The 20,496-nt window shown below is 47.1% G+C and carries 24 protein-coding genes and 1 tRNA gene; 12 read left to right on the forward strand and 13 right to left on the reverse strand.

Features of this window, described 5'->3' with window-relative positions; all coding sequences use genetic code 11:
- Positions 1-246: 246 nt before the first annotated feature.
- The 7 genes from DW091_RS14045 to DW091_RS14075 form a co-directional block, all read right to left on the reverse strand.
- The gene (locus tag DW091_RS14045) at positions 247-561 is read right to left on the reverse strand and encodes a hypothetical protein (RefSeq protein WP_058695880.1); all 315 of its coding nucleotides are present in this window, start codon (positions 559-561) and stop codon (positions 247-249) included.
- On the reverse strand, positions 554-1,369 hold the full coding sequence (locus DW091_RS14050; protein ID WP_058695881.1) for a class C sortase: 816 nt from the start codon (positions 1,367-1,369) through the stop codon (positions 554-556). The genes DW091_RS14045 and DW091_RS14050 overlap by 8 nt, the downstream gene beginning before the upstream one ends.
- Positions 1,370-1,388: 19 nt before the next feature.
- Positions 1,389-2,870 (reverse strand): SpaH/EbpB family LPXTG-anchored major pilin, encoded by a 1,482-nt coding sequence (locus tag DW091_RS14055; protein ID WP_224168809.1) that lies wholly within the window; start codon positions 2,868-2,870, stop codon positions 1,389-1,391.
- Complete coding sequence (locus DW091_RS14060; protein WP_058695882.1) at positions 2,761-4,932, reverse strand: LPXTG cell wall anchor domain-containing protein; 2,172 nt, start codon at positions 4,930-4,932, stop codon at positions 2,761-2,763. The genes DW091_RS14055 and DW091_RS14060 overlap by 110 nt, the downstream gene beginning before the upstream one ends.
- A gap of 142 nt (positions 4,933-5,074) precedes the next feature.
- Positions 5,075-6,058 (reverse strand): DUF3991 and TOPRIM domain-containing protein, encoded by a 984-nt coding sequence (locus DW091_RS14065; RefSeq protein ID WP_058695883.1) that lies wholly within the window; start codon positions 6,056-6,058, stop codon positions 5,075-5,077.
- Positions 6,059-6,666: 608 nt separating this feature from the next.
- Positions 6,667-6,888 carry a helix-turn-helix domain-containing protein gene (locus DW091_RS14070; RefSeq protein WP_058695884.1) on the reverse strand — a complete coding sequence of 74 codons (222 nt, stop codon included), beginning with the start codon at positions 6,886-6,888 and terminating at the stop codon, positions 6,667-6,669.
- The gene (locus tag DW091_RS14075; protein WP_158577903.1) at positions 6,885-7,046 is read right to left on the reverse strand and encodes a hypothetical protein; all 162 of its coding nucleotides are present in this window, start codon (positions 7,044-7,046) and stop codon (positions 6,885-6,887) included. Before DW091_RS14075 ends, DW091_RS14070 begins: the two co-directional genes overlap by 4 nt.
- 170 nt (positions 7,047-7,216) lie before the next feature.
- On the opposite strand from DW091_RS14075, the gene DW091_RS14080 reads away from it, so the two are divergent.
- Together DW091_RS14080 and DW091_RS14085 are read left to right on the forward strand one after the other, a co-directional pair.
- Positions 7,217-7,597 (forward strand): helix-turn-helix transcriptional regulator, encoded by a 381-nt coding sequence (locus DW091_RS14080; protein WP_058695886.1) that lies wholly within the window; start codon positions 7,217-7,219, stop codon positions 7,595-7,597.
- Positions 7,598-7,751: 154 nt separating this feature from the next.
- Positions 7,752-8,915 carry a site-specific integrase gene (locus DW091_RS14085; RefSeq protein WP_158577904.1) on the forward strand — a complete coding sequence of 388 codons (1,164 nt, stop codon included), beginning with the start codon at positions 7,752-7,754 and terminating at the stop codon, positions 8,913-8,915.
- Between the two features lie 118 nt (positions 8,916-9,033).
- Here the strand turns inward: DW091_RS14085 and DW091_RS14090 are convergent.
- Positions 9,034-9,110: transfer RNA gene (locus tag DW091_RS14090), tRNA-Pro, on the reverse strand.
- A 107-nt stretch (positions 9,111-9,217) separates the two neighbouring features.
- Here DW091_RS14090 and DW091_RS14095 point away from each other — a divergent pair.
- The 10 genes from DW091_RS14095 to DW091_RS14135 all read left to right on the forward strand — a co-directional run bounded on the left by DW091_RS14095 (position 9,218) and on the right by DW091_RS14135 (position 16,953).
- The gene (locus tag DW091_RS14095) at positions 9,218-9,826 is read left to right on the forward strand and encodes a secondary thiamine-phosphate synthase enzyme YjbQ (protein WP_118518467.1); all 609 of its coding nucleotides are present in this window, start codon (positions 9,218-9,220) and stop codon (positions 9,824-9,826) included.
- Positions 9,807-9,959, forward strand: coding sequence for a hypothetical protein (locus tag DW091_RS20165; RefSeq protein ID WP_158501401.1), 153 nt, complete (start codon positions 9,807-9,809; stop codon positions 9,957-9,959). Before DW091_RS14095 ends, DW091_RS20165 begins: the two co-directional genes overlap by 20 nt.
- 15 nt (positions 9,960-9,974) lie before the next feature.
- Positions 9,975-10,454 carry a 23S rRNA (pseudouridine(1915)-N(3))-methyltransferase RlmH gene (gene rlmH / locus DW091_RS14100; RefSeq protein ID WP_118518468.1) on the forward strand — a complete coding sequence of 160 codons (480 nt, stop codon included), beginning with the start codon at positions 9,975-9,977 and terminating at the stop codon, positions 10,452-10,454.
- Between the two features lie 174 nt (positions 10,455-10,628).
- A complete protein-coding gene (locus DW091_RS14105; protein ID WP_224168807.1) occupies positions 10,629-11,930 on the forward strand; it encodes a glutamate-5-semialdehyde dehydrogenase in 1,302 nt (433 codons plus the stop codon).
- 68 nt (positions 11,931-11,998) lie between these two features.
- On the forward strand, positions 11,999-12,694 hold the full coding sequence (locus tag DW091_RS14110) for an HAD family phosphatase (RefSeq protein WP_118518469.1): 696 nt from the start codon (positions 11,999-12,001) through the stop codon (positions 12,692-12,694).
- 3 nt (positions 12,695-12,697) lie between these two features.
- Positions 12,698-13,420 (forward strand): ATP-binding cassette domain-containing protein, encoded by a 723-nt coding sequence (locus DW091_RS14115; protein ID WP_058695891.1) that lies wholly within the window; start codon positions 12,698-12,700, stop codon positions 13,418-13,420.
- Positions 13,421-13,436: 16 nt separating this feature from the next.
- The gene (locus tag DW091_RS14120) at positions 13,437-14,357 is read left to right on the forward strand and encodes a SufD family Fe-S cluster assembly protein (RefSeq protein ID WP_058696436.1); all 921 of its coding nucleotides are present in this window, start codon (positions 13,437-13,439) and stop codon (positions 14,355-14,357) included.
- Between the two features lie 171 nt (positions 14,358-14,528).
- Complete coding sequence (locus DW091_RS14125; protein WP_058695892.1) at positions 14,529-15,416, forward strand: DMT family transporter; 888 nt, start codon at positions 14,529-14,531, stop codon at positions 15,414-15,416.
- A gap of 67 nt (positions 15,417-15,483) precedes the next feature.
- Entirely contained in the window at positions 15,484-15,861 is a 378-nt protein-coding gene (locus DW091_RS14130; RefSeq protein ID WP_096919210.1) for a PBECR2 nuclease fold domain-containing protein, read from the forward strand.
- Between the two features lie 255 nt (positions 15,862-16,116).
- Positions 16,117-16,953 (forward strand): DegV family protein, encoded by an 837-nt coding sequence (locus tag DW091_RS14135; RefSeq protein WP_058695893.1) that lies wholly within the window; start codon positions 16,117-16,119, stop codon positions 16,951-16,953.
- Positions 16,954-17,026: 73 nt separating this feature from the next.
- Here the strand turns inward: DW091_RS14135 and DW091_RS14140 are convergent, their stop codons facing one another.
- The 5 genes from DW091_RS14140 to DW091_RS14160 all read right to left on the reverse strand — a co-directional run bounded on the left by DW091_RS14140 (position 17,027) and on the right by DW091_RS14160 (position 20,421).
- Positions 17,027-17,230: a hypothetical protein gene (locus tag DW091_RS14140; RefSeq protein ID WP_058695894.1), complete on the reverse strand. Its 204-nt coding sequence runs from the start codon at positions 17,228-17,230 to the stop codon at positions 17,027-17,029.
- A gap of 131 nt (positions 17,231-17,361) precedes the next feature.
- Complete coding sequence (locus tag DW091_RS14145) at positions 17,362-18,015, reverse strand: TasA family protein (protein WP_074617435.1); 654 nt, start codon at positions 18,013-18,015, stop codon at positions 17,362-17,364.
- A 45-nt stretch (positions 18,016-18,060) separates the two neighbouring features.
- Positions 18,061-18,882: a hypothetical protein gene (locus DW091_RS14150; RefSeq protein ID WP_118518470.1), complete on the reverse strand. Its 822-nt coding sequence runs from the start codon at positions 18,880-18,882 to the stop codon at positions 18,061-18,063.
- Between the two features lie 114 nt (positions 18,883-18,996).
- Complete coding sequence (locus tag DW091_RS14155) at positions 18,997-19,701, reverse strand: hypothetical protein (protein ID WP_118518471.1); 705 nt, start codon at positions 19,699-19,701, stop codon at positions 18,997-18,999.
- Between the two features lie 144 nt (positions 19,702-19,845).
- Positions 19,846-20,421: a signal peptidase I gene (locus tag DW091_RS14160; protein ID WP_118518472.1), complete on the reverse strand. Its 576-nt coding sequence runs from the start codon at positions 20,419-20,421 to the stop codon at positions 19,846-19,848.
- Between the last annotated feature and the right edge of the window lie 75 nt (positions 20,422-20,496).

Consider the following 20,496-nt stretch of genomic DNA (forward strand, 5'->3'; position numbering starts at 1 on the left):
TAGATTATACCAGCAGGTAATTGAGGTTGGAAATGGCTCCCAACACACTCTTTGGAGTACCTGAGATGCAGGATACGCCGCCCTGCCGATTACCTGCTGTATATAAGCCGTCTGATTTTTCAGGCGGCTTTTTTGTTCACCTTAATGATATAACGCTTTTTAACCAACCATACAACAAGCTGTGACAAATTGTCACGGTTCTCGATTTCGACAAACTCAATAATACGATTGATCTGTTTTATCCTTTTAAAACGCTCCCTTTCTGTCTTTCCAGTGAAAGTAATGCCGTTGTAGCTTGGAAACAGCCCGTTCCAAACTAATGATTGCAGTCGCAAGGCTCAACGATGTTAAAAGCATTTGAACAATAGAATAACCATTTTCAAGTATCAGATAAACCGGAATACACAGTAAGAAACTTAAAATACTCACAATCTGCACCGCCAGCCATGGCGGATAGCTTCGGCATTTTTTCTCCCGCTTTCGAATGCCCCATAACAGGATCAGACCAAAAGTCAGCATCCCGGTTAGTGTCAGCATGGCACCTAAATCCCATTCATTCACATTTCTTCCTCCTTTTCAAATACCAGATATCTGCTGCAATTCCCACTAAGGATACAAAGGAAAAAATCAACTCCTTGACAGGTATCGGTTCTTCCATCGTCTCAGACTCCACTTCTTCTTGGCCTTCTTCAACCCGTTTTCCCCTCACGAGCAGCCGATGGCTATTGATCTGGTACGGCGTACAGGTCAGCAGGGTTACAAAATCCTCTCCTTCGACGGGTTTCAGTGCTTCGGTCTGATCGGGCGTAACCACCAGAATCTGATCCACCTCATAGGTTAAAGTCTTATCCAGGACGTGCAGATAAAAGCGATCCCCCATGACCAGCTGATCTAAATCGGTAAACAGCTTTGCGCCCGCATAACCCCGGTGTCCGGTCAGCACCGCGTGTGTCCCGGTGCCGCCGACGGGCAGGGCGGTGTTTTTCAGATGCCCCACTCCTCTCGAAAGCACGGATTCGGATGTGCCGTGATAGATGGGCAGATTCACCTTTATTTTTGGTATCTCGATCACTCCTATTGTCCCGTTAACATTAAGAATCTCTGTGTAATCCGCTGATTCTTCTTGTATATCCTCTGAAAAAGGATCTCCAATGATTGGATTGATCCGTCTTTCATTGTAGCTAATAGCTTTTTGATAGGCTTCCTCCATGCGCTGTTTGTTCATCTCCGCTGTCGTCATTTGATAATCCTGAATCACCTGTCCCTGTTTTTGGGAAGCCAGAAGATAAACCATATCCGGATAAAGGATGCAGCCAATCCCCGCACTGACCAGAACAATGATCAGCAGCAGCATTGCTTTGTTTTTCATTTCCAGCTTCCCCTTTCGCCTATTTGTCCCCTGTGTTTCGCTTGCTCCGGATGAAAAGAATGGTTGTCCCGGCGGCCATAAGGATTAAAGCCGCACCCATGTAAAGGGGTGTTAAGCTGCCGGTACCGCCTGTGTAGGGAAGGTCATAGTGTTTGATGTTCTCAATCATTATTTTATTGGCTTCATTGTGGGAGTTGCTGTTCACAGTCACCTTGACCGGGTATTTGAGCAGGTTATAGGGCTTGCCGTTTGCATCGACTGGGGCCTGTGTTTCCACGATCCAGTAGTTGGTACTGTCGCCATAGTAGGCATCCTGCCCTTTCTGTCCATAGGCAAGGCCCCAGAAATGGGCAATGCCGCTTGCGTCGGTGGTCACTTCCCAGTCGATATGGTTGTCTTGCGGGTCTTTGACGGCGTTGATGTTTTTCTTCGCGTCGGCTTCGGTTCGGTATATTTTAAATTTGGCTCCTTGAAGCTTAAGGGCGTTGTCGTCTGCATCCACCTTTAAAAGGTTAATTCCTCCAGTGTGCACTTCGGGTTTTTTATCTTCGGGAACGGTTTGTGGTTCAAAGAAAATGTCTAGGTTATTAGTGTAATGGATGGTCGCGCCGTTGGGGATTGGCTTTCCTAAACTGCCCTCGGCGGTTTTGTTTACGACGGTGTTGAATTCAATGTTGAGGGCAGCGTTTTTATCTTTGGTGTTTGGCAAAGATTTAGCCGCTGTTTTTTTGCCGGCATCTGTCAAAGAGACGGTGAGCATCTGGCTGTTGGCCGTACTTGGTTCTGTGACCGTGTAGCTGTCCGGTGTCATGAGCACACGTTTTTTATCGGTATCGACACGGTAGACCTTGACACTGCCCGGAACAAAATCTAATCGGGTGTCGATGCTGTCTGTTATGGTGTAGTTCTTACAGGTCGCCACATCATCCGGCAGTGTGGTTTCGATAATCCACTTCACGCTTTCGCTGATGTCCGCGGTATCGTGTTTGTTTTCCAGCTCGGTCACAAACTTGTCGATGTCCGGGCCGGGCTTGATCTGGTTTTTGGGGAATACGTGAACGTTGTAAATCCAGCCGTCGCCAGCAGGGTTGGTCAGGGGGACGGACACCAGACACGGGTCGGCTTTGACGGCTACCGCTGGATTGGTTTGTTCTTCTACCTTGTAGACCCCCATGGGCAGGTTACTGTTGCCGCTGATGGTGGCCGAACCGTCTGCGCCAGTCATCACGGTTTGGATATTCCAGGTGGTATCTACCTTCGTATTATCGGTATCCTGCATCTTGGTCACTTTAAACGCGATGCCCGGAAGCGGAACCGCATCGGCCGGAACAACATCGGTCTGCTGCCCGCTCCCCCCGATGGTAGCTTTTGTGATGTCCTCCATCCGGTATTTATGGATGGTCAGGCTCCGCGTTGCACTGGTATCCGGTGATCCGGTGGCGGCAAAAGCGGGGCCGCAGCTTGTGCATAAAATGGCAATGCTTAAAGCAAGGCCGCCGATTTTCTTGAACAATGGGTTGTTTTTCAGGTTCATTTTCTTCTTTCCTTTCTATTTTTTCGCTGCTTTCTTTTGGATTTCTGAGATTTCTCTTTTTAAGGATTAAAGCTAAAATACCCGCCGCAAGGAATAACACCATCCCGGCCAGCATCAGTGCGGCACGGTGATCGCCGTTTCCGCCTGTGAAGGGCAGCTTGTCATTTTTCTGGTTATCAACTTTCAGAGCATTGCCGTCTTTCACAAATGCCGGGGCGGTGCTTTTGGCGGTGATCTTTACGGTTTCGTTTGTTTCGGGGTCAATGGTCACACGCCACTGTCCCATGGGCTTGGCGTATCCGGGAAGGGTCTTGGTTTCGACCAGCTGGTATTCTCCGGCATAGAGATTGCCAAAGTCGATTTTCCCGTCTGTGCCGCTGATCCGGGTACCGACAATGGTCTGCCAGCAGGATTTGATCTTGTCATCCTGCAGGTCGTTATGCGGATGCTTTTCATCGCAGCCATACAGTACAAAGGTCACGCCTTTAAGGGGTTCTCTGGTTTCGGCATCCTGCTTGATAAACTGGAAGGGGACTTTCTTCGGCTCATTTGCCGTGGAGACGGTCACCACATCCCGGATGCCGTCAACCGTGAACGGCAGCTTTGTCGGATTCAGCTCATAGCCTTTTGGCGCAGCGATTTCTTTGAAATAGTAATCTCCAAAGACTAAATCGGTCACATTCCACTGCCCGTTCTCGTCGGTTTCGCCCTGCTTCAAAAGGTTATCTTTCGTATCGTACAGTCCAAAGGTCGCTCCGGCCAGTTTTTCTTTGGTGCGGTTATCTGTTTTCTGTAATTGCGCGTCTCCGGTGGCTCCGGTGAAATTTGCCCGGAAGCCGCTGCTTAACGGACTTTGACCGACGGCAAGGGAGACGAAAAGTCTCTGGGTGTCCGGGACATCTGGCACGTAAATGACGCAGGCATCTGGATTTCCGGTGTCAGAGCTGTGGCGTTTGATGATTGTCGGCGTAATATTTGCGCTGACTTCTCCTTGATAGCTGCCACTTGCATAAAGCATAAAGTCGTCGTCATCGTAGATGGTAAACTGATCGGTCACATCGCTGTAAACCTGTCCGCTGGTGTTTCGCAGCAGCGCATGGACACCACTTGGCAACGTAACCGTATAAGTGCCATGATCGGCAATATTGTTACAGTAGGTCTGAAACCAACCGGTTTCCTGACGCTTGGTACTCGCGTTCCAGACCGCTTCCTCCCGTTCCGGGACAATGCTCCAGCTGGCATCCCAGTTATTTGGGTTTTGATAGCTGAGGGTGTTTACAAGGTTGGCAACGGTGGGATCGGTCATATAGTAATCGGTATATGCGCCAATGCCTGCAATGACGCGGATGGCTGCCCAGGTCTGAACATAGTATTCCCCGCTGTTTCCATCATGATAGCCGTGCCACATGACGTTTCGGATACGCCAACTCTGCACGTTCCAGCTTTCCCGGTTGTAGGTAACCAGACCGTTTGGGCCGACGACCTCACTGGGAATGTTCAGCGATGGATCGGCGCAGTAGGCGATCTGATCCACGCCGTTATCGCTGATTCTCAAAATGGGTGTGGTGGTGGTAATGATGTCGCTTCCGTCGGGGCTGGCAAAGTCGCTGCTGTAGATCACGCCATCATCCCAGCCTGCAGCCCGCTGAAATTTTTTGTAGCAGGGTTCATCCCCAAAACTTCGGCTCGCCAATGTCCTGAGACTGGTGGAACAGGTCACGGTTCCGCCGCTTGCGGTTTCCCCGAGAATGTAGTTGCCGGAAGCATCCATCTTTCCGGTATCCTCGGTGGCGGTAATGCCATTTGCATCCAGAATCGCTTGTTCCCCGGGATCAAGCTCGGGACTTTTTTTCTTGGTATCCTCAGTTTCTCCGGTGAATGCCGGATCGGTTTGAGCAGTCGGCTCTGTGATCTCCGGTGAATTTTCCGTCGCTGTGTTTGCCAAAACCTCCGTCTTAAATCCGCAGCCATAAAACAACATCAGCAGGGCCATAAGCAAAACGGAAGCCTGTTTAAATCGGTGTGTCATGCTGATTCCTCCTTTTACAATTTTGTTCTTTCACGGTTTAAACCTCCTTTGTAAAAATATCTATCTCAACCGCCTTATGGCGTTTGTTTTCTGTTTTTGGGTAAAGAAAAAGCAGCTTTCAATTTGAATTGATAAGCTGCTCTCAGCGGCATGACTGCCGTCCATTTTTTGATTTTTTGTGTTCTTGACTTTTTCTAAATATGACAAGTTCCTGATTCCAGTCTTTTTGTCCCGGTAAATCTGCGATGAATTGTTTTGACGTTGTGAATCGGTCTGGAAAAGCTTCCATGATTTCCTGCGTGGCACTCTTAATAAAATCCTGACCGGGACGGTTCCCATATTCATTAACCGGGTCATTGTCCACACCGAACACAATTTGACTGATTTCATGATGTGTTGACAAGTAGTACAATATCGGAAGGTATTTCAGGCCATTGCAGGAAAGATAATGATCCCGGCGGTTGTCAAAGTAAAGCGGATTACGGATATTTTTGAGGGTCATATAGGAAAGCGAGTCGATGGGCGATTCAAAGATAAAAAGCCGCGAATTGGTTCCGGGTAATGTAAAGCCGTATTCGGCCCGGCTTCCTTCAACGAGCATTTTAAAAGGAGCGTATTCGTTGCTCCCGCGCAGAAAAGCGGATGCGGGTTCTCCGTTATCGTCATATCCTACAAACACGCAATTACAGCGTTCATCCTGATAGATAAGCTTTTGATCAACACAGTATTGAACAATTTTTGAATCAAGCTTGCGGGTTTTTAACAGATAGGCAAAGAGATTGCGATAACTTTTGGCTTTGGGTGGCAGATAAAAAGGCTTTGACGGCGGTGGCTCCGGCCGTGTGGCGGATATCTGTACGGGTGGGGCGTGATGGCTGAAATCCAGCAGCTCCTGAACGGCTTCTTTCCAGTTGCAGGCATTGAGCCAGACGACAAACTGGATGACATACCCTCCCTGACCGGATGCAAAGTCTTTCCATTTACGCCCGTCAGGCGTGACATCAAGGCCGTTCCAGCCTTTTACCTTCACCCGGCGGTTGCTGCGTTTGAGGTCAAGACCGCAGTATTCCATATAGTCGATGATATTCACATCATTTGCAAGATGAATTTGGTCATCTGTAAACATATTTTCCTCCTGTATTATAATAAGAAATAAGCTATTTGTTTTTCATTGTTCATGGACAATTTAGCAAAATAAACGAATGCCCTTAATTTACTTTGCTAAATTTTCTTTTATAAATATAAATTGTTGAAACATGCTGATAAAACATCCCGAAGCTTCATGCTACCCACCTTCCAGACAGGTCAACCTATCATGCCTTATCTATTCGTTCTTTTCAAACAAACAGTGCAGTCATCGGTTGCCGAGTACTACCTAACAGCCAGTCATCGCGTTCTTGACTTTATCATTTCAAGATGGAAATACATAAATATTTCCTGAACCCCATTCGCTAATAAACCAATATACAGATAAAATCTGCCTGACTGAAAGGCGTTTCTCCAACAATTTGTATTAAATTTTCAAAGACCTTCTTCACTACACTTATTAATGAAAAAGTTCTTTCTTTATGGTATACTTTGTTTGCGACGTAAGAATACCGAGTAATGAAGGGAAAAAGTCGGAATTGCACCGGCGATCCCTGGATTGTCCAGGAGTTTTCTGACTAACATATTTTTCCATGTTTATATCGGTTATCTTATCTTAAAGGAGCGGTTCTCCGCTCCTTTATTCTTTCAGGAATCAACAGCGCATTTTTTTTCTCCATGCTCGTTAGCTTTTTCTTTCTGCCATTGCCTTAACTGATCTGGCAGAAAAAACAGGCGTCCCTTACGTTTTTCTTGGTAATAAGTAAATTGAAATTTCTTATCATGTTTAATATAATAGTAAATCATCGAGCGGCTGCATTTTAAAAAGTCACAGGCTTCCTCTGTTGTCAGTGTTTCGTGTAGAGTCATTTTTCTTTACGCTCCTGTAGTAAAACCTTTTTTTCTGCCCTTAATCGGGCGGTCTCTACCATATCTACTGCCATTATAAAAATTTCAATTTGCTCTAATAAAGGTTCCGGCAACCGCATCATTTTGGTAATGATTGCCTCAATACGTTCTTCTTTCATAGTTCTTTGTTTTAACATCTTGTTTCCCCTTCTTTTACCATAGGTAATTATTCTCTTTCTTGTTTTTGATTTTACACCGCCAAAGGTAGTGTGTCAATCAAATTTTATATACACTTGACAATGGTAGTTTTGTGTTGTATGATGGTTTCATAAGTTGATGGAGGTTTAAGATGGATATTAGAGAAAGAATCAGGCTAATCCGAAAAGACCAAGGTTTGAAACAAAAGGACTTTGGTGAAAAGCTGGGCGTTACAGATGCCGCGATTTCAAGAATAGAGAGTGGACAGCGCGGCGTTACAGATCAGATGAAAAAATCTATCTGTACACTTTTTAATATTAATTTAGAATGGTTAGAGCATGGAACCGGCGATATGTACAATCGGTTTAGTGAAGAAAAAAGGCTTGGTTCTTATTTGGGAAGAATTGGTTCAAGAAAGTATCCGCAGCTTGAGCGGATAATTATGTACTATTTTAATTTGAGTGAGGAAGGACAAAAGGTTGTCGATAATTTTATCGATCTGATTGTAAAAGAAGAAGATCAAAGTAAATAAAAAAGCCGCTCCTACCTTATAACAAGACAAAAACGGCCTCTGTCATACCGGATATGGTACAACGACTTCGCACCTTGATTATATCATATTCGGTAACTTAAAACAAACCGAAGAACATGTACACCGTTTTTCCCAGTATAACATGGAGGAAAATATGAAATATGATAAGATTATTCGTGGAGAATACACTTATTTCCGCTACAGACACTGGGATCCTGTTTTAAAGAAAATCACCAGAGAATTAACAGCTCGAACACTCAAAGATTTAAAAGAAAAAGTTGAAAAGTTTGAAAAGCTTGAAGGTTATGGGATTAAAAATGACAAGGTTAAACTTGTTGATTTCTGTAATGACTGGTTATACAATGTCCATCTCGTCGATAAAAAACCAAGCACGCAAGAACGCTATGACTGTGTTTTCAGGCTATACATGAAGGAGAGTTATTTAGGTCAAATCATCCTGCGAAACCTCGATGCTTCTGATGTTCAAAAATATTACAATGAACTTTTTGAACGCAAAGGATACAATTGTGTTAAGCAGTTTCATAAAATGCTTAGCCCCTGTATCCGGTACGCTTTTGAAACAGGGCGTATCATTAGAAATTTTATGCCCTCAATCAAATTGCCGAAAAAGCCAGCCAAAAATAGACGGCAAAAAAAGGTAAATCCTTTAACCGTTGAAGAACACAAGCGTTTTATCAATGCAATCAAAGATCACCGTTTAGGCGTTTTGTTTAACATGGCTTTGGATACCGGTATGAGACAGGGCGAGCTTTTTGCCCTCACTTGGAGGGATATTGATTTTAGCCGCAAAGAAATCAATATTGACAAAACATATTCCCTTATTCGTGACCTTAAAACGCACAAACAGATTGGTGAAACCACCGCTCCAAAGACATATTATTCAACACGTATTATCTCTTTACCAAAGCGTACTGAGGAACTTTTAATGGCTCATAAAGAGAAGCAAAAAATACAGCTTGCCAAATATAACCTAACACAAGATAATGATACCCTCGTTTTTTGTACGGGTATCGGCACTCATCTTGAGCGGCAAAATGTTCTCAAAGAAGTCAAAGCTGTTTATAAAGAATGCGGCATTTTGAACGTCGACGGAAAAGTGGATAAGACCTTTCATGACTTAAGACATACCTACGCAACGCGCCTGTTTGAGTTGGGCGAACCTGCAAAGGTTGTTCAGGAGTTATTGGGGCATTCTGATGTCTCCACAACGCTTAACATTTATACCCATGTCCTTGAGCGACAGAAAAAAAGAACTGCCTCAAAAATTGATCTTTTTTATGAAGAATCTTTCAACTAAATCGAACTGTTCAAAATCAGACAAATTAACACATATTTTTCAACTGGGAAAATAGTGGGAAAATCTTTAAAAACAGAAAAAAATAAAAGCCCGCAAAAGGGCTAAAACACTAACAAAATGGTCGGAGTGAGAGGATTTGAACCTCCGGCCTCATGGTCCCGAACCATGCGCTCTACCAAACTGAGCCACACCCCGATATTTTTATATTTTTGATTTGCAAACCAACAACAGTTATTGTAATATAGTCATAGATATTTTGCAAGCATATTTTTTAAAAATTTTAAAAAATTTAGGAGAAAAGCATGAAAATAATTGAAGCGGGCGTATCTGCCCCGGAAGGTTTAGCGGATATCACCGAACAGGTGCGGGAATATATCCGGGAGGTCCGGCTGGGCGACGGGTTTGTCCATATCCAGATTCCCGAGCGCACCTGCGCGGTGACCATTACCATTAATGATGACTTCAATATTGACAAGGATTTTCTGAATAAAATCAACCGGTTCCTGCCCAAGTACAACGGCATGCAGTTTACAGGCTGGACCACCTCCAATGTCAAGGCCTCCCTTGTGGGGATGTCGGAGCAGGTGATGGTGGAAAGCGGCGAGCTGATCCTGGGCCTGCACCAGAGCATCTATATGGTTGAGTTCAACGGCCCCTCCACAGACCGCCGTATTTATCTCTCCCACATGGGCACCACACTGCCCGAGGGAGAGGAACCCAGGCTCCCGCAGGTGCTGGAGGATCTGTACGCTGCCGACCTTGCAAAGGAACAGGCCGAAAAAGAGGAACAGGACCGGATCATCGCTGAGATGCGCGCCGAGTATGCCGAGCGTGTCCGCAAGCAGAAGGAAAAAGAGGCTGCCAAAGCCGCAGCAGAAAGTGAGCAGGAGGATGGCAAACAACAAAAATAATTCCACAAAAAAGCCAAAGCAGAAGCAGACAAAACAGAGTCACCAGAGCAACATTAAAAACAGTTACCGGATCGGCGCCCTGATCCTGGTGATCATCATCATTGTCAGTCTGCTGACCATGTACAGCTTTTAAGATGCTATATAAAAGATGAATATTAAAATCATCACTGTTGGCAAAATCAAGGAGAAGTACCTGAGGATGGCCATTGATGAGTACAGCAAACGGCTGGGGGCCTACTGCAGGCTGTCCATCATCGAGGTAAAGGATGAAAAAATCGAGGAGCGTTTCAGCGATGCTGAAAAGGCCCGGGCGGTGGCGCTGGAGGGCGAGCGGATCGCCCGGCATTTAAAGGACAATGAGATTATCGCAGTGCTCAAGATCACCGGCAAACAGCTGACCTCCCCGGATTTCGCGAAAAAGATCGAGGATTACGGCGTCGAGGGCAAGAGCAGCCTGACTTTTATTATTGGCGGCTCCCTGGGGCTTGCGCCGGAGATCGAGGCCCGCGCCCACTGGGATCTGTCCTTCTCAAAGATGACCTTTCCCCACCAGCTGTTCCGTGTCATGCTGCTGGAACAGATTTACCGGGCCTTTAAGATCATGAAAAATGAGACTTATCATAAATGAAGCTGAGTCCGATTTTTGAAAAAAATCGGCAGGGCAATGGAGCGTTAGCGGTTGCCCGATAACAAAGCGAACGCAGATGACGCGGAAATCATCCGATAAGGATGATAAGATTTCCGAGGAATCTGTGATCTTTAATGGAGACAATTCTCCATTCATTCAAGAAGGGAGTTAACCATGACCACCACTATGTTAGAACGAGGAAAAACAGCTAAAAAGGCGGGCATTCAGCTATCCGCCACCGATACACAGACGCGAAACGCGGCGCTGGCGGCCATTGCCGATGCGCTGGAGGCCAACCGCGCGGCCCTCATCGCTGCCAACCAGACCGATTACGAACGCAGCGCAGCCGAGAGCCTGGCCGCGCCGCTCCTGGGCCGTCTGATCTTTGACGACCACAAGATTGACGACGTGATCGACGGCATTCACAGCCTCATCGAGCTTACCGACCCGCTGGGCGCTACCCGCATGGCTACTGAACTGGACACCGGGCTCGACCTCTACAAGGTCACCTGCCCCATTGGCGTGATCGGCATTATTTTTGAATCCCGTCCTGACGCCTTTGTCCAGATTTCCACGCTTTGCCTGAAAAGCGGCAACGCCGTACTTTTAAAGGGCGGCCGTGAAGCCCTGGAGACCAACCGCCTGCTGTGCAGGATTATTTCGGAAGCCACCGCCTCTGTGGGTATTCCCGGCGGCTGGATTCAAAACCTGGAAAGCCGCGAGGACGTAAACGCCATGCTGGCCCTGGACGACTATATCGACCTCATTATCCCGCGCGGCTCCAACAGCTTTGTGAAATACATCATGGACCATTCCAATATTCCGGTCATGGGCCACTCCGATGGCATCTGCCACGCCTATGTGGACGCCTCCGCTGATGTGGACAAAGCTGTGAAGATCGCAGTGGACGCCAAAACCCAGTATGTTTCCGCCTGCAACGCCATCGAAACCCTGCTGGTGCACAAGGACATCGCCGGGGAATTTTTACCCGGATTAAAGGCAGGAATGGACCAGAAACAGGTACATTTGAAGGGGGACGAGCGTGTGCGCGCAGTGATCGACGTCGAGGCCGCCACCGATGATGACTGGTCCACCGAATATCTGGACTATATCCTTTCCATCAAGGTTGTCGACAGCCTGGAGGAAGCCATCGACCATATCAACACCTTTGGCTCCGGCCACACAGACGTCATCGTCACAGAGGACGAGGCCCACGCAAAGGCGTTCACCACCCTGGTGGATTCTGCAGGCGTCTATGTCAACTGCTCCAGCCGCTTCGCGGACGGTTTCCGCTACGGCTTCGGGGCCGAGGTTGGTATCAGTACCTCCAAGCTGCACGCCAGAGGCCCGGTAGGCTTAGACGGCCTGCTGAGCTATAAGTACAAGCTCATCGGCCACGGCGACATTGTCAGCGATTTTGCGGACGGAAAACGCAGCTTTACCCACATCTCCCTGGACCAGGACTGTCCTTTATAAAAAAGATTAAATTATAATTCTTTTTTAAGAATCATTTAATATAATAACAGTAAGCAGAAAGGTTACACATGCAAAAGACATTTAAGGCCATCATCTTTGACTTCAATGGCACATTGTTTTTCGACTCGGACAAGCACGACGCGGCTTTTGACCGTTTTACGCTGGAGCAGTGCGGGCGGCATATTACGCCCGAGGAAATGCACGGCTTTTACGGTCAGACCAACGCCACCATCATCCCAGCCATTCTAAAAGACCGGGAGCTGACAACGGAGGAGATCGCCGCCTTTGGCGATTATAAAGAAGCGCTTTACCGGGAGCTTTGCCTGGAGGATACTGAAAACCTCCATCTGGTAAGCGGCGCCCCGGAGCTTCTTGACTGGATCTGCACCTCACGGATCCCCCACACCATTGCCAGCAGTTCAGAGCTCGCCAATATGGCGTTCTTTTTCGAGACCTTTGGTCTTGACCGGTGGTTTGATCTTGACGCCACGGTTTTTGATAACCACACCTTCCCGGGAAAGCCCTCCCCGGATATTTACCGTCTGGCGGCAGAAAAACTCGGCGTCACCCCTGAGGCATGCATTGTGGTGGAGGACGGCCTTTCCGGTATCCAGTCTGCCCACGCGGCCGGTATCGGCCATATTATCGCCATCGCGGCGCCAGAACGCCATGATTATTTCATGCAGGTACCCGGCGTGGACGCGGTGATTTCAAATTATCATGAGTTTGACCGTTCGCTTTTAGAACGGCCCGTGAAGGAGTAATAAATGCTAGAATTAAAAAATATCTGCTTTGAAGTGGAGGATGAAAAAAAGGGCATCCTCAAGGATGTCAGTCTCAAGATTGACTCCGGTAAATTCGTTGTTATTACCGGCCCCAACGGCGGGGGTAAATCCACCCTTGCCCGGATTATCTCCGGTATTCTCACCCCGACGTCGGGACAGATCCTGTTCGACGGCCAGGACATCACAGGCCTCGACATCACCGAGCGCGCCAAGCTGGGCATCAGCTTCGCCTTCCAGCAGCCTGTCCGCTTCAAGGGGATTACCGTCCACGATCTCATCTCGCTGGCTGCGGGCTCTCCGCTCAACCAGGTGGAAGCCTGCGAGTATTTATCCGAAGTGGGTCTCTGCGCCAGAGACTATATCGACCGCGAGCTCAATGACAGCCTGTCCGGCGGTGAGATCAAGCGTATCGAAATCGCGACCATCCTGGCCCGCGGCACCAAGCTGTCCATCTTTGACGAGCCAGAGGCCGGCATTGACCTCTGGAGCTTTAAAAACCTGATCGCTGTTTTCCAGAAAATGTATGAAAAAATTAACGGCTCGATCATGATCATCTCCCATCAGGAGCGCATCTTAAACATCGCGGATGAAATCATTGTGCTGGCAAACGGCAAGATCATCAGCCAGGGGGCCAGAGAAGACATTTTACCAAGACTTTTAAACGGTACAGACAAAGTGGATTTCTGTCCTAGAATGGAGGAATAATATGAACGAAATACCAATGAACGACGTAGCAAGAGAGCTGCTGAAGGACGTTGCAGACATTGACGGCAAGCCAGAGGGCGTTGCTTTTAATATCCGTGAGGACAGCCAGTGCGCTGGCCGCAACTCTACTGATAATATCCAGATCGTGAGCAAGGAGGACGGCTCCGGCATTGACATCATCGTGCAGCCAGGCACTAAAAACGACAAGGTTTTTATCCCTGCCCTGGTGACCTGCAGCGGTGTGCACGACCTGGTTTACAATGACTTTTACATCGGTGAGGACGCAGACGTGACCATCGTGGCGGGCTGCGGCGTGTCCACCGACGGCTGCGACGGCTCCGAGCACAACGGCATCCACCGTTTCTTCCTGAAGCCGGGCTCAAAGGTGCTTTACATCGAAAAGCACATCGGCGTTGGCGAAGGCACTGGCAAGCGCGTCATCAATCCAGAAACCTACATCGAGCAGGAGGCCGGCAGCTATATGGAAATGGATACCACCCAGATTAAAGGCGTGGATTCCACCAAACGTAAATCTGCGGCCAAGCTGGGCGAGGGCGCTAAGCTGGTTATCAAGGAAAAGCTCATGACCCACGGTGACCAGTACGCCGAAACCGCCTTTGAGGTGGATATGGACGGCGAGGGCTCCAGCTGTACCCTGAGCTCCCGCTCTGTTGCCCGTGACCGCTCCCGCCAGCTTTTTCTGTCCAAGATCAACGGCAACAACAAATGCGCGGGCCATTCGGAGTGTGACGCCATTATCATGGACGAGGGCGTTGTCTCCGCCATTCCGGAAATTACCGCCAACGACCTTGAGGCCGAGCTCATTCATGAAGCCGCCATCGGAAAAATCGCCGGCGACCAGATCATCAAGCTCCGCACCCTGGGGCTGACTGAGCACGAAGCCGAACAGCACATTATCGAAGGTTTCTTAAAGTAAGGGCGGCCCTTACTTTAGAAATGGAGAATGGACAATTGAGAATGGAGAATTAAAAGAACAAATTTGCTAAAGCAAATTTGAATTTTACTCGAATCCGGTACGGATTCGTTCCGATAATTCTCCATTCTGCATTCTACATTTTCCATTTGCAAATGATAAAAGTATAAATTGATGCAAACAAAAACAAAGACAAAACTTGCCGATCTGGCACTAATAACCGTTGCCCTTATCTGGGGCGTGGGCTTTATCGCGTCAAAGGCGGCGCTCGTGACCATCACACCGCTCTGGGTCATGACCTTTCGGTTTTTAGGATCAGGCATTTTACTCCTGATCCTTTTTTTAAAGCGCGTCCGGCGGCTTGACAGGCGCACAGTGCTCATGGGCATGGTGGTCGGCAGCTTTATGTTTGCGGGCATGGTTTTCCAGACCATCGGCCTCGACCATACCACAGCCTCCAACCAGGCCTTCCTCATTCCATCCTACGTGGTGCTGGTTCCCTTTGTCTCCTGGATGATGACCCGGACCAGGCCCCGGGCGCTGGATGTGGCTGCAGCCCTGCTCACCTTTGTGGGCGTGGCGGTTATCAGCCTGAAGCCGGATTTCAGCATGAACCTCGGCGACGCTCTGACACTGGCCTTCGCGGTGGTTTATTCTTTCCAAATCGTCTTTTTAGGGCTGTTTGTCAAGGAAACGGATGTCATGTCCTTTACAGTGGTCCAGATGCTGACAGCGGGTGGTTTATCGCTTTTTGCCGCGCTTATTTTTGCGCCGCCCCTCGCCGGGGTCAGCGCTCCCAGTGCTCTCGGCATCGTTTATCTGGTGGTCTTTAACACAGCTGTGGCCTTTCTCATCCAGAACATCGCCCAGCAGTACACTACCTCCACCCACGCCTCGCTGCTCATCTCACTGGAGTCTGTTTTCGGTCTGATTGTCTCTGTTATTTTCCTGCACGATCCTTTTGGGCCGCGCATGGCGTTGGGCTGCGGGCTCGTCTTTGCCGCCGTTCTTTTGTCAAAGCTGGAGCTCAAAAAAGAAAAAGAGCCGTTATCCCTGAAATAAGTGCTTTTGACAATACTATTTTTCTTTATTATAATAGGACATACATTTATAGGGATGGGAGATAATCATGTTCAAAAAATTAGGTACACTCGCTGACACCTATCTTTGCCAGGCTTTTGGCCTTCTGCAGACGGATGAGGTCATTATCACCCAAGAGCGGGAATACCATATAAAAACAAGACATCCCGAGGATTATGTATGGTTTGAGAAATTTGCAGAAACAGTGATTGCTTCTCCCGATTACATCATTGTAGATGAAACACATAAGGGTACAATTTTTATGATAAAAGCGCTTGAAAATACGAACTTGAATATGATCATAAGAGTTGCCTTAGAGACAGACCATCCAGGCTATAAAAACTCTGTAATGACATTTTACCGAATTCGAGAGAAAAATTTAAAGAAATTAATCCAGAAAAACCGGGTTCTTTACAGAACAAAATAAATAGTATATAATAAGGGTATAAACAAGACAACAGGCATTTTGAAGTAGAGATTGTGCTGCTACACACCCTCTGGGTCAAAAGAAATGCAGGAAAGGGCACACCTGCCAAAATGCTTGTTTAATTATGCTTTTTACAGCATCCGTTTTGCATAGGGTGCTGTTTTTATTTTCCTAAAAGCCTGTCTTTCTTATTGCAAAATAAAGATTTGGGTAATATAATTAAAGTAGAGATTACTAAACTTTTCGAGGAGTGCTATGGAAAACAAAATTATTGTGGACAGCTGCCTGGATTTTAATCCGGAAATCTTTACAGCCGATCTGCCACTTGAACGAATACCCTTTAAACTCAGAATTGATGACGAGGAGCTGGTGGATCAGGACTTATCGACCATGTTGCTGGTCGATAAAATGAAGCTCAGCAAGAACAAGGTATCAACCGCCTGCCCATCACCCCAGGAATACCTGGACGCCATTGATCCGGAGCGCGTTAACTATATTATTACCATCTCATCCAAGCTCAGCGGCTCCTATAACAGCGCCGTCATGGCCGCTGTCATGGCCCAGGAAAAATATCCGGGCTGCCAGGTGCATGTGCTGGATTCCGAAAGCGCCGCGGCCGGGGAGGACCTGCTTTTCATGAAGCTTCAGTCCTTTCTGGAAGAAAACCTGCCCGCAAACGAAATCGTGTCAAAGCTCATGGATTTCATCACCAACATGCGCACCATGTTTATCCTCAACTCTCTGGATAACCTGGCTAAAAATGGCCGTATCAGCGGCACAATGGCCCTTTTGGGCAAGGTGCTGAAGGTGGTGCCCATCATGACTGACAACGGCGAGGGCGAGATTGCCCTGAAGGAAAAGGTCCGCGGTAAAAAGAAGGCTTTCTCCCGCCTGGTGGAAATCATTGCCGATGAGGTGTCAGACGCCAGCGAAAAAATCCTGGCCATCGCCCACGTGCACGCCCAGGAAACTGCCGAGAACCTGAAAAAAGCCATTGAGGAAAAATGCAATTTCAAGGATGTCGTCATTTTTGAAGCCGGCGGGCTGAGTACCGTCTATGCCGATAATGGCGGCGTGATTGTGGCTTATTAAGACGGATAAGATAAAACCCCGGCTCCGCTTTCATGATAAAAGCAGAGCCGGGGTTCTTTTTATAAGTATTGCCTTAAACAATCTGCAAGTTTGGGGTTTCATCCTCACCCTCAGCTGTCAGAGCGGAGTCCAAAATTTTTATGGCTTCCAGTGCGCTGCGGAAAGCAACCTTCTGCTGGGTCTGCACCCATAAAATGGTGCCCTGCCAGGTATGGTTGCGTGTGCTTTTAATCTCTAAGATAAAAGTCTGATTGCTTGCGTTAATAGTCTTTTCCATCCTCATCACTTACCTTTCACAATGCTACTCACTATCCTCATAGTTTTATTCTATCAAGGTTTGGTCACATGGTGATAACATGGCGGAATGGTTCTTTAAAAAAAAGCGATCCGAGGACCGCTTTTTTATGCTTATTGAGCCGCTTTTTCAATCGTGATATCGCCCCAGCTGTCAATCTTGCCGGCAGCGTTATGCCCTAATGAAGCTTCAAAGTTTTCAGCCTGAACTAAATCCGCCTGAATTGTGATCTCAAAACTGGCCTCCGCTGTACTATTACCCCATTCTTCTGGGATTTTAACCATGGTAAATACCGGATCTGTCTGAGATTTTCCAGATGGATCTCTGGTTAATTTTTCCTGATAATAGATATATCCGTCTACACCAACTACCCATTTTTCACCAAAATTCAGGCATTTTTCTGTGATAAGCTCTGCTACCTGTTCCGGATTTAACTTGGTACTATTGGGAACTGACAGCTTTACACGCACATATGCATCCTCAGAGTCGCCAGTCAGGTTTACTCTTGGTTCTTTACTCAGCCAGTCACCCGGCACGATTTTATCATAGCTGATGCCATCCTCTGTGGGTGTCCCGGGTTTTACAGGATGCCCGTCTACGGTGCCTGCTTCGGTGTTTTCGGTGATCTCACCGGTGACCTTACCCAGGGTAAATACGTTCTGCGCATTATCGGTATCGGTGAAGTAGGCCAGGGTACCGCCGATGACGAGCACGGCAATAATGGCCAGCGATGAAATGAGGATCGCAGCTTTTTTCTTGTTGTTCATGGATTTTCTCCTTTAACTGGTTCTATATTTTTTCTATTCCTAAGCTCACACTACAGCCACAAATTTGTCATTTTCAGCAGTTCTTCCAACATTTGCAAGCTTGATTAACTCTGCTTTTGCATCTATATGATCTGCCTGTACGGCAAAACCGTTGACGTCAATAACAAAGGTTGGCAGTTTATCAAATACTAAAATATTGCCAAGTGCATCTTCATAATAACTATTTACAATTGAGTTTTTTACCTCTTTCGTACTAAGAACGTTGCCTTCTTTATCATAGACTGTTTTGCTGTTCAGCTCTGTTTCTGTGACGGTTCTTAAACCTGCGTTAACAACTACATTCTTAAAGAGAGGTGCTGTTTTAACGTCTTTTGTTTCACTACCTTCTACATCATCTTTTTTAGTTGTTACAATTGTGTTTTTATTCATCCATAACTCACTACCGTTTTTCGATGTGGCTATCATTTCCCAGTTATCCGTATCCCAACCTTTAACAGTTGCATATCTTTCAAAGTCTTTTTGAGACATTTTTGTAGCTTCATTAGGATTTGTAACTGTAATAACACCATTACTTTCCGTGGTTTCAACATCATCACCATAATAGTCTACGGACATTGCTACTTTAGCGTCTGCACTGTCTGCATCGATGGTAATGGTAGGTTCTTTGTAAATTGAATCACCCGGTTTATAATTTTCGGCAGTGTCTTTATCAAAACGTTCTTCCGTTCTGCCTCCGATGTTATCGCCGGAAAATTTATTTGTCTTCTGTCCGGTGTTGGCGCTCAAATACGCCAGGGTGGATCCTACTGCGATCACGCCGATCAGGGCTGCGGCGGTTAAGCCTTTGGCTAATCTCTTCTTGTTCATGTTTCTTCCTCCGTTCTGAATTTAAGGTTTTCGATAAGTTTTTTATTTAATAACCGTTTTATTATAGCATTATTATAACTTGCGGTTGTCACACGTGGGTCACAGCCAGCTGTTTTAGTTGGCGTTGATGAATTTTACCATTTCTTCTCCAATGTTCATGTTGTCGATGCCTGCCTGGATGGCGTAGGCCTGGACGTTGATGTTGAAGCTTGGCAGCTTTCCGTCTTCGCCGGGCTGAAGGTTTTTATTGATCGGTACGGTGCTGAAAAGGGGGGTAGTCGTGTTATTTACATCTTCTTCCAGACCCAGCACATCTTGATAAAGATAAATGTCCGCCATGTTGTCATTGTCGTTTCCGTCAATTTGTTCCCATTTATTATTAAATTCAATACCATCTGTGGCTAACAGCTTATTCTTAAAAGTCTCATAGGTTACCTGCTGTTCTCCAATAAAATAGGTAACTTTCAAGGCTACGCGGGTTTCTACGCCGTTGCCGTTTGTGTTATTGTTCTTTACGGTCGGGTTCTTCGGAATGCTCTGGCCGGGAAGATAGGCTTTAGCCTGGTTGACACCCAGTGTCATGTCTTCTTCGCGGCCTGTAATGGCTGCTTCACCAGTGGTGCTGTCGCCTGCTCCATCTTCAAACGTGTAACCGTCCCATTTATCTTCTCTTAACTGGATACTGATGTTTCTATTGGAAGAAAAAGCATTTGTCTTGGTGCCTGTGGTTGTTGACAGGAGGGCTAATGTTGCGCCTACAGCGATGATTGCCACTACCAGTAAACCTGTAATTGCCAACCCTGCTCTTTTTCTTTTCATGCTCTCCACTTCCTTTCTTGATATGTGATGGATTCATTTCTCATTGATTATGTATTTATTATGACAGAGGGCAGTCACAGAGCGGTCACATCAACACTTTTTCAATAAAAAAACAGAGCTTTTTTGTTAAGCTCTGCTTTACGGCTATTTTTTCCTTTTTCTTTTCTGGGCCTCTGTCTTTTTATTTTCGGCGGTTCTTTTACTCTCCTGGCCTTCTTTTGTTGCTGCCTCTCCCTTGCTGTCGTTGTCCTTCATCAGGAAGTCGGGCAGGAAGGTGAGAATCAGGATCACCAATATGACGGTGACCATGACGATCATGCCTGTGGTGGTATTGGCGTAGACGGCCAGATAGCCCATATAAGGGATGGTAAACACGGGCTTGCCCACCAGGTTCTGGTAAGCCACGGCCCCGCCGTCCACGTTGTCATTGGCGTCACCCTTGGTCTGGAAGGTCTGGGCTTCGGTATCGATGGCCACCACCCGGTGGGTGACCATGGTGTCGTCACTGATCTTAAAGGTGATGGGATCGCCCACCTGCACCTCGGCCGGGTCGGCGTCTTTTACATAGACGAGGCTGCCCACATGGTAGGTGGGCTCCATGCTGCCGCTGAGCACAGCCAGCGGGGTCATACCCAGCAGCTTTGGCAGAAACAGGATGGCTGCCATCGCAATTAATATAATCAGCAGCAGGGTTGTAAAAATTTGATAGGCCTTTTTCATGATTCGTTTCTCCTTCTTTACGTTTCGTTCTGAATGCTTTAACGATACTCTACCAAAATACAGTCATAGCGTGGT

It is taken from the genome of Eubacterium sp. AM05-23 (genome assembly GCF_003477535.1).
GTDB classification, from domain to species: domain Bacteria; phylum Bacillota; class Clostridia; order Eubacteriales; family Eubacteriaceae; genus Eubacterium; species Eubacterium maltosivorans.

Coding starts and splice junctions, on each gene's coding strand:
- DW091_RS14125 (WP_058695892.1), top strand. CDS start 14,529: ATGCAAACAAAAACAAAGACAAAACTTGCCGATCTGGCACTAATAACC.
- rlmH (WP_118518468.1), top strand. CDS start 9,975: ATGAATATTAAAATCATCACTGTTGGCAAAATCAAGGAGAAGTACCTG.
- DW091_RS14120 (WP_058696436.1), top strand. CDS start 13,437: ATGAACGACGTAGCAAGAGAGCTGCTGAAGGACGTTGCAGACATTGAC.
- DW091_RS14145 (WP_074617435.1), bottom strand. CDS start 18,015: ATGAACAACAAGAAAAAAGCTGCGATCCTCATTTCATCGCTGGCCATT.
- DW091_RS20165 (WP_158501401.1), top strand. CDS start 9,807: ATGGCAAACAACAAAAATAATTCCACAAAAAAGCCAAAGCAGAAGCAG.
- DW091_RS14085 (WP_158577904.1), top strand. CDS start 7,752: ATGAAATATGATAAGATTATTCGTGGAGAATACACTTATTTCCGCTAC.
- DW091_RS14105 (WP_224168807.1), top strand. CDS start 10,629: ATGACCACCACTATGTTAGAACGAGGAAAAACAGCTAAAAAGGCGGGC.
- DW091_RS14095 (WP_118518467.1), top strand. CDS start 9,218: ATGAAAATAATTGAAGCGGGCGTATCTGCCCCGGAAGGTTTAGCGGAT.
- DW091_RS14160 (WP_118518472.1), bottom strand. CDS start 20,421: ATGAAAAAGGCCTATCAAATTTTTACAACCCTGCTGCTGATTATATTA.
- DW091_RS14115 (WP_058695891.1), top strand. CDS start 12,698: ATGCTAGAATTAAAAAATATCTGCTTTGAAGTGGAGGATGAAAAAAAG.
- DW091_RS14070 (WP_058695884.1), bottom strand. CDS start 6,888: ATGACTCTACACGAAACACTGACAACAGAGGAAGCCTGTGACTTTTTA.
- DW091_RS14060 (WP_058695882.1), bottom strand. CDS start 4,932: ATGACACACCGATTTAAACAGGCTTCCGTTTTGCTTATGGCCCTGCTG.
- DW091_RS14155 (WP_118518471.1), bottom strand. CDS start 19,701: ATGAAAAGAAAAAGAGCAGGGTTGGCAATTACAGGTTTACTGGTAGTG.
- DW091_RS14110 (WP_118518469.1), top strand. CDS start 11,999: ATGCAAAAGACATTTAAGGCCATCATCTTTGACTTCAATGGCACATTG.
- DW091_RS14065 (WP_058695883.1), bottom strand. CDS start 6,058: ATGTTTACAGATGACCAAATTCATCTTGCAAATGATGTGAATATCATC.
- DW091_RS14075 (WP_158577903.1), bottom strand. CDS start 7,046: ATGAAAGAAGAACGTATTGAGGCAATCATTACCAAAATGATGCGGTTG.
- DW091_RS14130 (WP_096919210.1), top strand. CDS start 15,484: ATGTTCAAAAAATTAGGTACACTCGCTGACACCTATCTTTGCCAGGCT.
- DW091_RS14080 (WP_058695886.1), top strand. CDS start 7,217: ATGGATATTAGAGAAAGAATCAGGCTAATCCGAAAAGACCAAGGTTTG.
- DW091_RS14140 (WP_058695894.1), bottom strand. CDS start 17,230: ATGGAAAAGACTATTAACGCAAGCAATCAGACTTTTATCTTAGAGATT.
- DW091_RS14150 (WP_118518470.1), bottom strand. CDS start 18,882: ATGAACAAGAAGAGATTAGCCAAAGGCTTAACCGCCGCAGCCCTGATC.
- DW091_RS14050 (WP_058695881.1), bottom strand. CDS start 1,369: ATGAAAAACAAAGCAATGCTGCTGCTGATCATTGTTCTGGTCAGTGCG.
- DW091_RS14135 (WP_058695893.1), top strand. CDS start 16,117: ATGGAAAACAAAATTATTGTGGACAGCTGCCTGGATTTTAATCCGGAA.